Genomic DNA, 13,606 nt, shown 5'->3' with positions numbered 1-13,606 from the left:
ACAATGTCTGCAGGATTAGTACAAGCAGCTTACATTGTTGCTGCATTATTTTTCATCATGAGTTTGGCGGGGCTTTCTAAGCAAGAGTCTGCACGTAACGGTAACTATTACGGCATCGCAGGTATGACGATCGCGCTGATCGCTACGATCGTTAGTCCGGATGCTCAAGGTTTTGGCTGGATCATTATCGCGATGGCGATCGGTGGTGCGATCGGTATTTTCTACGCTAAGAAAGTAGAAATGACGGAAATGCCTGAACTGGTTGCGATTCTTCATAGCTTCGTAGGTTTGGCTGCGGTTCTTGTTGGTTACAACAGTTACCTCGATGCCCCTGAAGCGGTAACGAACGCTGAGCACGTAATCCACCTTGTTGAAGTATTCCTTGGTGTGTTTATCGGTGCGGTGACGTTTACCGGTTCTATCGTTGCATTTGGTAAGTTACGTGGTGTGATTTCTTCTTCACCGCTTAACCTTCCGCATAAGCATAAAATGAATCTGGCTGCGATTGTTGTGTCTACGCTTCTTATGATTTACTTCGTAAAAGCAGACGGCAGCATGTTCGCTCTTATCGTAATGACGCTGATTGCATTCGCGTTTGGTTACCATTTGGTAGCATCAATCGGTGGTGCGGATATGCCAGTAGTCGTTTCAATGCTGAACTCATACTCTGGTTGGGCAGCGGCAGCGGCAGGTTTCATGCTCGCAAACGACCTATTGATCGTAACTGGTGCTTTGGTTGGTTCTTCAGGTGCAATTCTGTCTTACATCATGTGTAAAGCGATGAACCGCTCTTTCATCAGTGTTATTGCTGGTGGATTTGGTCAGGAGATCATCATTTCTGGTGATGAAGAGCAGGGCGAGTACCGTGAAACAAATGCTGAAGAAGTGGCTGAAATGCTGAAAAATTCAAAGTCAGTTATCATCACTCCAGGATACGGTATGGCGGTAGCGCAAGCTCAGTACCCTGTGCATGAGATCTCGGATGCACTTCGCTCTCAAGGTATTGAAGTACGTTTTGGTATCCACCCTGTAGCGGGTCGACTTCCTGGTCACATGAACGTGTTGCTGGCAGAAGCAAAAGTTCCTTATGATATCGTTCTTGAAATGGACGAAATCAATGATGACTTTACTGAAACCGACACGGTACTTGTTATTGGTGCGAACGATACGGTTAACCCAGCCGCGCTGGAAGATCCAAATAGTCCAATTGCAGGTATGCCTGTACTGGAAGTTTGGAACGCTAAAAACGTGGTCGTATTCAAACGTTCAATGAATACAGGCTACGCCGGCGTACAAAACCCGTTGTTCTTTAAAGAAAACACGTCAATGCTATTTGGCGATGCGAAAGAAAGCGTGGAAAATATTTTTAAAGCGTTGTAATCATAAACTGCTTTAGAATCATTTAGGGCCAGCAATCGCTGGCCCTTTTTTGTTCTGGTTCAATGTTATAGTAATGCAAATCCTGAAGTTACCTGATGTCAATTGATTCTAGATTGTTGTATAGTTTGGCGTAATCTAATAAGTAACGGTAACAGTTTGATTAACAAGATTTTGCTCGGTTTAGCAACTATCCTGCCGGTTTTTTCGGCAACTGTAGCAGCCGATTCATTACCAGAGAGAATAGATACGTTTACAGAGCTATTTAACTATGAAGTAGCTCTTAAGTCGTATGATATTCGTATTCTGCAATCAAATTACCCAACCAAGTTACTTGCGCCTGACTCATTACTTCCGCAAACGTCAGATTATCCGCTGAAGGACATACAGCAGCTTTATAGTTTAGATAAAACTTGTCGTGGTAAACTACCACTCAGCCCTTTGATTACTGAGCCACTTGTGTTCACTCGGGCTATCTGTAAAGGCACAGAGCTTACACCACGCTGGTTTTCTCGCAGTGGACTCATTCACCCTGGTGGAGGCACTTACGCTGCTCGCTATGTAGATAAGCATCCCGACCTTAGACCAAAGCTCGCTCAATACATGCATATTAAAGAGCGCGGCAACGAAGAGGGTGATGAATTACTCGAAAGCTTGCAAAGCATGAATGATGATGCCATAAATGCGCTGATCGCTGGAGCGAGTATGTTCATTGAAGGTAATGAACTTTGGTTACGTCGAGGGGATCGCTATTTTGTATTCGAAAGAGAGCTATGGCAAGAAAACGTCACAAATGCCGGTTTGTCCTACTCTCTGGCGTCAGAAAATAAGAGCTGTTTTGTAAAACGAGGCAATATTTGTTGGGACGTCGAAGATCATTCACAAATTCTTCGTATCAGCATGATTATTTTGGTCATCGCGAACATACTTCTCGTGATCGGTTGGGCGGTATACCGTTGGAACAGTAAACGAGAAGAGTTGCGCAGCCGTATGCTGGTACTGCAAATTTTAACGCATGAATTGAGAACGCCAATTGCGTCTCTGTCCATGACCGTTGAAGGATTTCGTCGAGAGTTTGAGCACTTACCAGAAAGTGTATATGACGAATTCCGCAGGCTGTGCGAAGATACACGTCGATTACGCCAGTTGGCGGAGGCGAGTAAGGATTATTTGCAGTCAGATAACCAAATGCTTGCAACGGACTGGGTTCCATCTGTTGCTGAATGGTTAGAATATAAGATTGAAGAAGAGTTTGATAACGCTGTACTTATCAACATAAACGAAGATGTGGCTGCTAAAGTTAACGTGTACTGGCTTGGTACTTGTATTGATAACTTGCTTCGTAATGCACTTAAGTATGGTGTTCCACCAGTTGAACTGAATGTTCAAACGAGTGAAGATAAAATCGTTTTCCAAGTCCGTGATGCCGGTGACTTAACCGCAAAAGACTGGACTAATTTGAAAAAACCGTTCGTAAGTAAGAGCGGATTAGGGCTTGGACTAACAATCGTTGAATCTATGGTAGGCCGCATGGGCGGAAAAATGTCCCTTATTGGACCACCTACAACCTTTATATTGGAGATACCTTGTGAAACAGACACTGCTTCTCGTTGAGGACGATAAAAACTTGGCTGATGGCCTGTTAGTAAGCCTGGAACAAGCAGGATATGAGTGTTTACATGTGGAGCGTATTGCGGACGTTGAATCGCAATGGAAGAAAGCCGATTTAGTGATTCTCGATCGCCAGTTACCTGACGGTGACTCTGTACAACATCTTCCTGAATGGAAAAATATCAAGGATGTTCCAGTCATTCTGCTCACGGCTCTTGTGACAGTGAAAGACAAAGTGGCGGGATTGGATTCAGGTGCAAACGACTACTTAACTAAACCTTTTGCAGAGGCTGAGTTGTTTGCTCGTATTCGTGCACAATTACGCTCGCCGGATTCCGCGGAACAAGATGGTGCAAGTTCAGATAAAGTGATCACAAAGGATTTAGAAATTGATCGCGCGACTCGTGAAGTCCTGTTTAAGGACGAGTTAATTACTCTGACACGTACAGAGTTCGACCTACTATTGTTCTTAGCGTCTAATCTAGGTCGTGTATTTACTCGAGACGAGCTACTTGACCATGTTTGGGGTTACAACCACTTCCCAACAACACGGACTGTTGATACGCATGTACTTCAGCTACGTCAGAAACTACCTGGCTTAGAAATAGAGACACTTCGTGGTGTCGGATACAAAATGAAAGCTTAAAGAATAATGAAAATACTACTCCCTGTAGTTTTGTCATTAGTGTTAGTGAAGCCAGTCCAAGCTATGGACTGGTTTCGAACCAACACGCCCCTAACTCAGGCTCATCAACACCTGCTCGAAGATGATCTTTCAGGAATGTTCAATACATTGGTTGAACTATGGCAGACAGAACCCAGCCGCGACTTAACCTCACATTTAAACGATGTGCTTGGTCAGTCTCTGACTAAGGATTGTGGAAAATCACTGACAGCCGTCACTTTGCCAGACTGGGTAAGTGGCGTTAACGTCATACGCCAAACAATTCAAAGTCCTGGCCGCGATACGTTCCGTTTGGTTGTTAAGGTAAGAGCGACTGCGGAAGTGGAACAGATCACATTCAAACGTTGGGTTGATAGCTCTATTTCGGCTGACAGTTCATTTGCGGTAGAAGAAACGCCAAATGAAACTGAAATCGCGAATGAGCGCAGTTTTCTTAAGCGTTACAACTTAACCGGCCAGCTTGAATCTGGTTTGTATCATTTAACGGTTGTTGCGAAAGATAAACCTGAATATCGAACCTGGGTTATCTTGGGCGACTCCAACTCCAGTCAGTACGTTCGCTGGATTTCTAAAGAAAACTGGAAAGTTGAAAAGAGCGCGCTGAGAAATCCTCATTGTCCATTGCCACAGCTTGAAGTAGGGCTTTATGACTACATAGAAGGTCAGTATGAACAAATGTGGAAAAAAACCTATGAATCGAATTATCCTGAGTCACTAGAACTCGCTGGCGTACCAAATGATCGCTATGTTCTTGCAGTGAGCATTAATAGTCGTCGTTGGCAGGGAGACATCATTGTTGAGCAAGCTCAAACGATAAGCCGTACTTATGATCTTTCGCAAGAAGAATAACTAAAGAAATTACATTTGTGCCGATATAAGTTCAGGAAGAACGAAATCACAAGTGTAGTATGAAAACACAATTCAGAATATTATCAACCGTCATCACCTCATCGCTATTTTGCAATATGGCTTCAGCTGCTAACTACTCAATTGAAGCTCGCAGTGATGCGATGGGTGGTGTTGGCACTGTATCTGCCAGTTACCTTACCGCGCCATTTTTCAACCCTGCTTTAAGTGCAATCTACCGCCGCAATGATGACGCGGGTATCATTGCGCCTAGCTTTGGGTTTAGCTTTGACGATCAATACGATTTGATTGATGAAATTGATCGTATCAGCAAACTAACGGATGCTAGCGAAATAGAAAGTGCATTGGATGCTCTTGCTGTTGCTAATCAAAAATTAAACTTTGATCTTGGCGGTGTCATTTCTGTTGGTATACCTAACAAATTTCTATCGGCAACGGTTTACGGAAAATTATATACCGAATCATTCGTCCAACCCAAAATCGATACTTCGGGTACAGATCCGCGAGAGAAAAGTTATGTTCAAGGCGTGAGTATTGGCGTCGCCGAAGCGGGTATCTCATTAGCAAAATACACCAACTACATGGGGCAGCATCTCTCTGTTGGCATCACACCAAAACTGCAACGTATTTACACCTATTCATACGCAACAAGCTTCGGCAACTTTGACACCGCTGACTTACGTGAAAACGAAACAGCCGAAACCATGTTTAATTTGGATGCGGGCGCGCTATGGTTCTTTGGTCCTTACCGTTTAGGCATTGCGGCAAAGAACTTAATAGGAAGAGATGTAGAAACTAAATCGTTTCAGTACAATGGTAAAACCATCGAATCACATCAATATAGCATGAGACCGGTTTATACGATCGGTGCAGGCATCGCTGCAGATTACTTTACCATGAGTGTCGACTACGACTTAAATGAAGAAAAACGCTTTTCATCCTTTGATGACAATACCCAAATGATTCGTGCCGGTGTTGAATTTGATATTTTGCGCCAAATGGCACTGCGAGCTGGGTATATGAAAAACTTAGCTCGAAGTAATGATGAGGGGACGATCACCGCAGGTGTAGGGCTGTCGCCACTAAACTTGATTGAACTGGATATAGCTGCTCGTTATACAAACGAAAACGCGATGGGCGCGTCAATTAATTTCCTTGCGACCTATTAAGCGAATGGTTATAGTCAGCTCCTCAAAATGAGGAGCTTTTTTTATGTTTGACGATCTACCCCCTCTATCTCACGAAGAACAACAGCAAGCCGTGATAAAGATTCAAGAGCTAATGTCTCAAGGTACAAGTACGGCTCAAGCAATAAAAATTGTTGCTGAAGAAATTCGAGCTGAGTACGCTGCGAAACAGCAACAAAACTAAGAATAAATAAAACGAAAAATTAAGAAGCAGGGCAGGAAACGCTCTGCTTTTTTTGTGCCTAGCGAATACCTCAACAAATAAAAACCTACACCACGATTTATGCTTTAATTCCGTGACATTGTCACGGTCGTCAATTAACACAAGGCAACTTTATCCTTGAAACTAGCGCCTTAAATGACAGGTAAAACTTTACCAACCGCATTTTATCTGCCCTTTAAAAACCTGAGTCGACCCTTACCAATCAGCAGCAATTCGAATCTAATTCTTTATAAACAACGACTTATTGAAGAGTTTTTCCCTGACTCCTATATACTCAGCAATTATCCGTGTAATTTAATTACACCTGAGTGTCTTACTTCAAAAATGGGTAGATAATTATGCTGAAATCTATAACACGCTACGTTGTAACAATGATTTTTTAAAGAAGGAGTCTCTTAATACATAAGGCTTAGCAACAGTAAGTACTTGCACGTTTCCTGAGCAACAATTATGCAAAGCCGATATCTTCATTTTATTGCTTTCTATTCATGCGTGTTCCAAGTAAGAATTTTAACGCTGATAGGGCAATACCAATGTTACGCGGTAACGCATTATTTATTGTGCTTAGAAATAGGCACAGCTAAAAATTAATGTGGTCAACAGCCTGATAAAGTAGAGTTATTTTTAGAAACGTTGTGACGACGTAACACAATCTGGTGTGAGAGATGATGTTTATGATATAAGTGAAAAGTGATTAAATATCAATGCATTAAAATCAGGTTAGTGGTGAAAAGTCTGTCTGCACTGTAGGATAAAGTCTTTCGAACGCGAAACAATGATCAAGATTTCTATGTTTTGAAGTAACGCATACCTTGAATTGGTTTAAGTGAACTAGACTTATTGTAAGTCTATGAAAACTAGTCGGGAGAAAAGTAATGAGCTACACGCATATATTGGTCGCAGTTGATTTATCTGATTCTAGCAAGACGATTATTGATAAAGCGATTAGTCAGGCAACAGACCCAAACTGTAAACTTTCCTTCGTGTATGTAGATGTAGATAGAGTTGTCTTAGAACCTAAAGAAGAAGAGGAATACAACAGAAAGTTAAAAGCACTTGCATCAGAATGTAAGTATCCAGTATCTGAAACCATGGTCGTTATTGGTGATCTACATATCAAATTGCAAGGGCTCGTCAAACAGAAAGGCATAGATTTAGTAGTGTGCGGCCACCACCACAATTTATTAAGTCGCTTTTTCTCATCTGTGCCTAAGCTCGCTAACTCAGTAGAGGCCGATTTATTGGTCGTGTTCCTTCATGATGAATAACCCAGTCAAAAAAGCCGAGCTTATCTAGCTCGGCTGTTACAGCACAATATTTTAATTTGTTTTCGTTGTGGGGTAGTTAACGAGAAATGCTTGGGATGATTCTAGACTTTTTAGTCAAAATATTAGCCGATTCCGCATTCGCGTTCAGATCAAAATGCACGTTAACTTGAATACCTCCTCGCTCAAATGTCACGTCATCAAAATCGGTCATCGCGATCTTAAAACCGTTTCGAGCAAAAAGGCCGGTTACCATGGTGCGCTGTTTTATTTGTAATGCGGACGCTAGTAGTTTATCCAAGGTAGTTCTCCTTGTTATTAGTGGGGATATCCAACAACCATACTCCTTATCTGATATGAAATCAATTTAATAAAGGACGGAGAGAGGAATGGTTTCCATTTCGGGTCTCTTAACGTTATGGAATGACCTTTAATTAATATTGCGCTTAATAGCTAGTAGCGTTTTTGTGATAATGGCCATGCTGCCGCTCACTTTGGCTCTTATAATAGACATTAATTGTTACAAACACTCGCGCTATGCATGAAGCTATAAATGAATAGTAAACGGACAAAACGGTAGATTTTATCTTCTTGTCAATTAGGGCAATTACAAGCCTAACTCGTGGGAGCTCGGCTATTAAGACTTTATCTTTAGACTAGCTGAGGAAGCTAACAAGAAAGACTTGGTATGATGGTGGCGCTTGGGCTCAAAACATCAGCCGATTCCGCATTCGACTCCATATTAAAATGTACGTTGACTTGGACGCCTTCGCGTTCAAAGGTCATATCATCAAAGTCAGTCATCGCGATCTTAAATCCGTTTCTCGCAAAGAATCCTGTCACCATTGTTCTCTGTTTTATTTGTAATACAGATTCAACTAGCTTATCCATAGTACTAATCCTTATTAATTACATAGGAATGAGATAAAGCTAGTACTTTAGGGGGATAAGGTCAATTGATTTCGGTTCCAAAACCGAAACGGTTACTTGGTCTAGTTTTCAGTTCGTTCTTCAAATCAAACTTGAAGAGAATCGAAAGTGTATCTATGACCTAGTGACACAGTCCTTGACCCTTAGCGGACATCAACAAAGAACTTAACCAAGGGCTTCAAAATATGGAATAAAAGGGGCTGGTATTAGACGCTAAAGATTAGATTCATAATCAACTTAACTCACACTTTAGATGTATTTATGTGTGACCGATCCCATATTGGTAAATACTTAGTAATACAATAAATATAGTCAATTAGATGGAGTCTATTCAATGAAATATACAATGTTAGTGCTAGCCGCATTGTTGTCGTTTGCCAGTTTTACTTCTTTTAGTCATCCGGGGCGCACTGCCTCTGATGGCTGTCATTACTGCCGCACGAACTGTGCAAAATGGGGAGTGCCACAGAATCAAAGGCATTGTCACTTTTACAGTGAACCAACGGAAGAAGAAATGCTGAACGCTAAGGTTGTAAAGGAATACAGCGACAATAAAACCGCATTTGTGACGCTTTTTAAGAATAATACTTGGACTACATTTGAAACTAAGCGTGATACTGTTCACCAATAGTATTTTGACGTTATAAACGAAGTGAAGGACGTCAAAACAATAAATTCTTCGCGGGTTTCCCGAACTTTGCGGTGGTTCATCAGGCGACCAGTAGCATCATCGATGAAACCAGCAGGCAACATTTGTCGCTGCGTCCTTCAAACCAATCATGATGAGATCCATCGATCTGAATAAGTTCCGCCAGGCAGTCGATAACTGATACCAAGAATTCGCGACGCAACTCTACGAGAAAGATTACAGTGCAAGACATCTTGGATGACAGAAAATCGTTGTAGTTCGCGATCATTCATGGCTATTAGCATCCTTAAACCTCCAAGTGAATATAGGACAAATTCACTTAGTAATATTAGGACATTTTCGCTTTGTGCTTACCCCTTAGTGCGCATTATATCTCCTTATGTTCAATAAAAATAAAATGTCGTTTCATTGCGTAATTTGTGATTTTAACGAACAGCTCCACAAGGAGTTACGAAATGACTAAAAACTACATTTTCCGCGAATTTGAGTGTGGTTTGTCCATTGAAGAGACTGCTGAGCTTTGTTTAAAAACTGCGAGGACTATCAAAGAATGGGATAAGGGAAAAGCAATTCCTCCGGAGTGTAAAAGACTTATGAGAATGGTTAGAGGTAGAGAACTTAGCTCTTCGGAACAGTGGGATTGTTTTAAAATGCATTATGACAGGCTAGAGCTTCCAACTGGACAATTGGTAACAGCTCAGCAAGTTTTGACAGGAATTGCGCTCTTAGAAATAGGGGCATTAAGTGACTTAAAAGCAGCAGGGCGAGTGTTGAAGTATGCTAGAGCTCTAAAACGTATGATGTAAAAAGGCTCTGCAAAGAGCCTTTATATTTAATGACCCTAAATTAGAAAAAGTATGTTGAGTTGAAGCCATAGTCGTTTGTTAAGCTTACATTTCGTATATGCTCAACCCCATAGCGGCTCCAAGAACATACCAAACATTTTGCCACTTAACTCTAACTAGATCAGAGCCAATATACGATGTTTCGTTATTACCTCGTCGAAGTAACTTGCCATTTCCAATATAACTAAATTCTATATCTCCAAGTTTGTCTACGCTCATTTCATTAGGGAGCACACTCAATAATGGCGATACATAAACAGGATCATCAGCGATAACAAGAAACTCATCGAACAAATGAGCGAACCTAAGCATATGTTCTCCGAGTTCAAGACTATACCACTCCTCGGAGACCGTATTTATTCTTACTTCGCCCTTTTCATAATCAAGAGTTAAACCATTTAAATGCTCAATTTCATATCCATCTTCTGGGAGATGGAATATAAAAGCAGTAATAAAGGACTTTTCATACAACCACTCGATGGCATGAGGAATCACTTGATCAATTGATGGTGATGTCAATTTTTTCTCGGGATTGATTTTTCTGAAAAAGTTCATGGCTTTCATACGTTCTTGGTAGAAAAACCTATAATCGATATACATTGCTCGATACTTAACTGGCTCTCGTTGCATTCTTTCACGGTATATTGTTCTAACTTCATCGACACAGCCTTTCGCGTCTCTATTAATCTCACGTCCCGTGAAACGAATAACCGTATAACCTGACCTTGTTAAATATCGTTGCCTTATTGCGTCTTTTTCTAATTGCTCTGGAGAAGAGTGATATGCGTGCCCATCCAACTCAATAATCAAACGCGCATCTCTAAGAATGAAATCCACCCTATATCTTGCGTGCTTTTCTTTGTCACCAAACCATTGCTCACTTTCAATTAAATCAGCAAGCTCATTTAGTTCTTTACTAAATTCAGCTTCAATGTGGGATTGACCACGATCTCTATACCAACTAGGAGCGTCTGCCGGTTGACCTGGATATTTCATTTTTCACCATAATATGTTTGTAAGCTTAACGCCCAATTAAGGTGTGAGGCACGCAATACTGATGCTGCCGCATACCGCCTTAATCACTAAAATCAACGCATAGTAAAAATGCCACGCGTGTCGAATCACTCTTAAATTGTTTGTTAGTTTTTTACTATCTCACTGTGCATAAGCCGATTGTAAGGAACCTCATAAGCACTAGTGTAATAATCAATTATTGACTGATCGCCTCCTTGTTTCTGATATAAGTCGATGTACCGAAACAACCCGTTGGACGCATTTAAGGCTTGTAACCATATTTCATTATCTTGAAACAAAGAACCATCGGGTTGGCGTCGTAACTTGGGACTCTCTTTAAGTACTGACAAGTGATATTCCCAGTCTAGAGAGTCACTTTTTAAAAGAGTGCTCAATGGAAGTTCTTTCAATCCTGCATACTCTCCTCCCATATCGTGCGTCCAAAGCCATGGGTGATCACAAGTTACAACCATCTCATACAAACTTTTAAGATCTTTCTCATATGCTCGGATAGCAATTAGAGTCTCAGAGCTAATTTGTTGATTTTTAATAAACTTTAAATTTTCCAGACCAGCACGAAACGCCAAAAATGCAAACAAAGGGCCAAGAACACCACCAATATAACTACCAAAACTCCCCCAGTCATTCTGCTCATTTGAGAGACCTGAGTGAAACTGTATAAAAAAAGCACCTAGACTTATCACTGTAATCAAAACAGCTACAATAGTTGCTATATTGTCTCGAATTAGATTATTCAAATTAGTCCCCAAAAACCTAACGCTTTGTTAAGGGGTGAACAACGCAATACCGAAGTTGCTGCAAACCACCTTAAACACCAAAACCAACGCATAGTAAAAATGCCACGCGTTGTGAATCCCTCTTGAACAACTTGTTAGGCGAATTTTCAAAGGCTTATGCGCATATCTGCACAATTGAAAAGACCATCGCCCAAAGTCGGAAACCTTGCATGATTTTTTAGCGTACCATGATTTAAGAAACCCGACTTTTCTAAAACTCTTATGCTTGCGAGATGCTCAATAAAGGGATTGGTTCTTACTTCATTTACACCCAAACTTTTCAAGTATTGCAGACCAGAGCGGCACAACTCAGTTGCAATGCCTTGATTACTAAACTGATCTGATATACCAAAATGAATTTCAGCATATTGCTCATTAAATACGAAAACAACTAAACCGAACACAAAATCATCTGGACTCGCTGCAACACCATACACACAAACTTTGGGAGCGTTTTCTGAATACCATTTTCGCCATTGCTTAATTTTCGAGAGCGTACTTTCAACTGTATCGTGGGGCAATGTCGATATGTACTTTGCTGAACTGCTTGAGCCTGAATACATATAGAACAAAGAATTGGCATCAGATTCTCGAAGCTCTCTGACTCTAAAAATTCCACTTTCGTAGTTCATTGCACCTCCATTCGCCTAACGCCGCGTTAAGTAGTGAGCAACGCAGCCACGAGACTTAACCAGACCACCGTAAACACTAAACCCAACGATGAAATGAAAAATGCCATGCGTTGGGAATCTGTCTTAAACGCTTTGTTATAGCGATTTAGCCACAACACTTCTTGTTCTTTTTTCCTGAACCACAGTAACACTGATCGTTTCTTCCAGTGTACTTTTTAGCGAGAGACAGGATAGCAGGATAAAGTAGCGATGCTCTCATTTGGAACTGATTCAGATCAGATTGAGCAACAATACCTTGATTATCCAAACGTAATTTGTCTTGCTCAACTTCTATAGCAATGTACTCAGATAATGATTGGTCACTTATCAAAGGCACAAATTTTGTCGGAAGAAAGTTATGCTTAACGAGAGTTTCGACCGAACTGTCAGGAGCAAACTTCAATAGCCCCGTCCTATATTCATTCGGTGTTACGCAGACTAATGAATTGTCAGGCATTTTGACGACAGCATGAGCTGTCATTTTGATTGAAATATTCCCTAAACACGAAAAAATCCAGCCAAATTGCACACTACCGCCATATTTTTCAATGTAAGCAGTGACATTGTTTAGACAATTAAGAGGCTTAGCACGCGGTTCGGGTTGAACAGGAATCTTCTTTAAATCTTCGACACCTAGTTTCTCTAGCAAATTATTACTTAATTCTGATAAATCAAAATACTGCAATTCTGTACTCCTAACTCAACAATCGCTATAACGCCGCGTTAAGTAGTGAGCAACGCCAACCACCCAACCTAAACCTTTACACCGTAAACACTTAGCCCAACCTAGAATGCAAAACGCCAAGCGTTGGGAATCTGCCTTAAACGCCTTGTTAAGTGGCGCTACACCTATTTTTGACAGACTTAAAACTTTCAGTAAGGTGATCTATTCGACTTCCTTCATACACAACTACATCTCTGGCACCAACTTCTGTTACCAACTGTAGAAGGGTTTTTACGAACTCTTGAGACATGCATCCTGATAGTTCTTGAGGATGTACAACTATACGTGGCGAAAGACGAAATTTGGCCAACTTATTCATTTCAAAAATGAAAAGCTCCATAACTCGCTTCCCGCGATAAGTATCAATTCGCTCCAATGCAATCGATTCAAATGGATTGGATACTTCAACACTGTTCGAGGACAAGAGTTTGGCTTTTGAGCCAATAGCCTTAATAGTCTGACCTTCACCCGTCGTCTCTACAGCAATATAGGGAGAATCTTGAAATACGATATCTGAAGAAAATGATTTGATTTGTATTTGGTCCTTACCCAATTCAATTAGCAAATCTGATTGCTGTAAAAATTTATTTATTAAATCAAACACGAAAATCTCCATAGTTTGCACTTAGCCACTTAACGCCGCATTAAGGTGTGAGCGGTGCTTGGCTATACTTGAGCGAAGCGAAACCGCCAAGCGTTGCGAATCACTCTTAAATGCTTTGTTATACGAATTTACCAAACGTGTTCCGTACCCTGCCATG

General features: G+C 41.1%; 16 protein-coding genes and 1 pseudogene. 9 read left to right on the top strand and 8 right to left on the bottom strand.

The features are described from left to right. Positions 1-3 precede the first annotated feature (3 nt). The 7 genes from pntB (at position 4) to L3V31_RS16665 (ending at position 7,218) form a co-directional block, all read left to right on the top strand. Positions 4-1,380: a Re/Si-specific NAD(P)(+) transhydrogenase subunit beta gene (gene pntB / locus L3V31_RS16695; protein WP_237317567.1), complete on the top strand. Its 1,377-nt coding sequence runs from the start codon at positions 4-6 to the stop codon at positions 1,378-1,380. A gap of 159 nt (positions 1,381-1,539) precedes the next feature. Continuing rightward, entirely contained in the window at positions 1,540-2,991 is a 1,452-nt protein-coding gene (gene vxrA / locus L3V31_RS16690; RefSeq protein WP_346014862.1) for a sensor histidine kinase VxrA, read from the top strand. Further along, a complete protein-coding gene (vxrB, locus tag L3V31_RS16685; protein WP_237317563.1) occupies positions 2,966-3,634 on the top strand; it encodes a response regulator transcription factor VxrB in 669 nt (222 codons plus the stop codon). The genes vxrA and vxrB overlap by 26 nt, the downstream gene beginning before the upstream one ends. Before the next feature lie 6 nt (positions 3,635-3,640). After that, positions 3,641-4,522 carry a DUF2861 family protein gene (locus tag L3V31_RS16680; RefSeq protein WP_237317562.1) on the top strand — a complete coding sequence of 294 codons (882 nt, stop codon included), beginning with the start codon at positions 3,641-3,643 and terminating at the stop codon, positions 4,520-4,522. A 59-nt stretch (positions 4,523-4,581) separates the two neighbouring features. Continuing rightward, entirely contained in the window at positions 4,582-5,709 is a 1,128-nt protein-coding gene (locus L3V31_RS16675; RefSeq protein WP_237317561.1) for a conjugal transfer protein TraF, read from the top strand. 43 nt (positions 5,710-5,752) lie between these two features. Continuing rightward, the gene (locus tag L3V31_RS16670) at positions 5,753-5,911 is read left to right on the top strand and encodes a YoaH family protein (protein ID WP_237317560.1); all 159 of its coding nucleotides are present in this window, start codon (positions 5,753-5,755) and stop codon (positions 5,909-5,911) included. A gap of 914 nt (positions 5,912-6,825) precedes the next feature. Next, positions 6,826-7,218, top strand: a complete 393-nt coding sequence (locus tag L3V31_RS16665) for a universal stress protein (RefSeq protein ID WP_237317559.1) — start codon at positions 6,826-6,828, stop codon at positions 7,216-7,218. A 76-nt stretch (positions 7,219-7,294) separates the two neighbouring features. On the opposite strand, the gene L3V31_RS16660 is transcribed toward L3V31_RS16665, so the two are convergent. Beyond that, a complete protein-coding gene (locus L3V31_RS16660) occupies positions 7,295-7,516 on the bottom strand; it encodes a hypothetical protein (RefSeq protein ID WP_237317557.1) in 222 nt (73 codons plus the stop codon). 368 nt (positions 7,517-7,884) lie between these two features. Beyond that, positions 7,885-8,106: a hypothetical protein gene (locus L3V31_RS16655; RefSeq protein ID WP_237317555.1), complete on the bottom strand. Its 222-nt coding sequence runs from the start codon at positions 8,104-8,106 to the stop codon at positions 7,885-7,887. A gap of 373 nt (positions 8,107-8,479) precedes the next feature. Here L3V31_RS16655 and L3V31_RS16650 point away from each other — a divergent pair, with 373 nt between their 5' ends. Together L3V31_RS16650 and L3V31_RS16645 are read left to right on the top strand one after the other, a co-directional pair. Beyond that, entirely contained in the window at positions 8,480-8,776 is a 297-nt protein-coding gene (locus tag L3V31_RS16650) for a hypothetical protein (protein WP_237317553.1), read from the top strand. Between the two features lie 473 nt (positions 8,777-9,249). Continuing rightward, positions 9,250-9,600: a regulator gene (locus L3V31_RS16645; RefSeq protein WP_237317551.1), complete on the top strand. Its 351-nt coding sequence runs from the start codon at positions 9,250-9,252 to the stop codon at positions 9,598-9,600. A gap of 84 nt (positions 9,601-9,684) precedes the next feature. Here L3V31_RS16645 and L3V31_RS16640 read toward each other — a convergent pair whose 3' ends face one another. From L3V31_RS16640 to L3V31_RS16610, 6 genes and pseudogenes are all read right to left on the bottom strand, one after another. Continuing rightward, complete coding sequence (locus tag L3V31_RS16640; RefSeq protein WP_237317549.1) at positions 9,685-10,635, bottom strand: DUF559 domain-containing protein; 951 nt, start codon at positions 10,633-10,635, stop codon at positions 9,685-9,687. A gap of 143 nt (positions 10,636-10,778) precedes the next feature. Beyond that, the gene (locus tag L3V31_RS16630; RefSeq protein WP_237317546.1) at positions 10,779-11,411 is read right to left on the bottom strand and encodes a hypothetical protein; all 633 of its coding nucleotides are present in this window, start codon (positions 11,409-11,411) and stop codon (positions 10,779-10,781) included. Positions 11,412-11,438: 27 nt separating this feature from the next. Next, a pseudogene (locus L3V31_RS16625) lies at positions 11,439-11,541 on the bottom strand (DUF3265 domain-containing protein). A gap of 16 nt (positions 11,542-11,557) precedes the next feature. Next, complete coding sequence (locus tag L3V31_RS16620) at positions 11,558-12,082, bottom strand: GNAT family protein (protein WP_237317544.1); 525 nt, start codon at positions 12,080-12,082, stop codon at positions 11,558-11,560. A gap of 145 nt (positions 12,083-12,227) precedes the next feature. Further along, positions 12,228-12,806: an SEC-C metal-binding domain-containing protein gene (locus tag L3V31_RS16615; protein WP_237317542.1), complete on the bottom strand. Its 579-nt coding sequence runs from the start codon at positions 12,804-12,806 to the stop codon at positions 12,228-12,230. A gap of 148 nt (positions 12,807-12,954) precedes the next feature. Then, positions 12,955-13,449 carry a hypothetical protein gene (locus L3V31_RS16610; protein WP_237317540.1) on the bottom strand — a complete coding sequence of 165 codons (495 nt, stop codon included), beginning with the start codon at positions 13,447-13,449 and terminating at the stop codon, positions 12,955-12,957. Positions 13,450-13,606 lie beyond the last annotated feature (157 nt).

This window comes from Vibrio sp. J1-1 (assembly GCF_021728395.1).
Taxonomy (GTDB): domain Bacteria; phylum Pseudomonadota; class Gammaproteobacteria; order Enterobacterales; family Vibrionaceae; genus Vibrio.
Note: the sequence above shows the minus strand (reverse complement) of the source record. Positions and strands in the feature narration are given on the sequence as shown.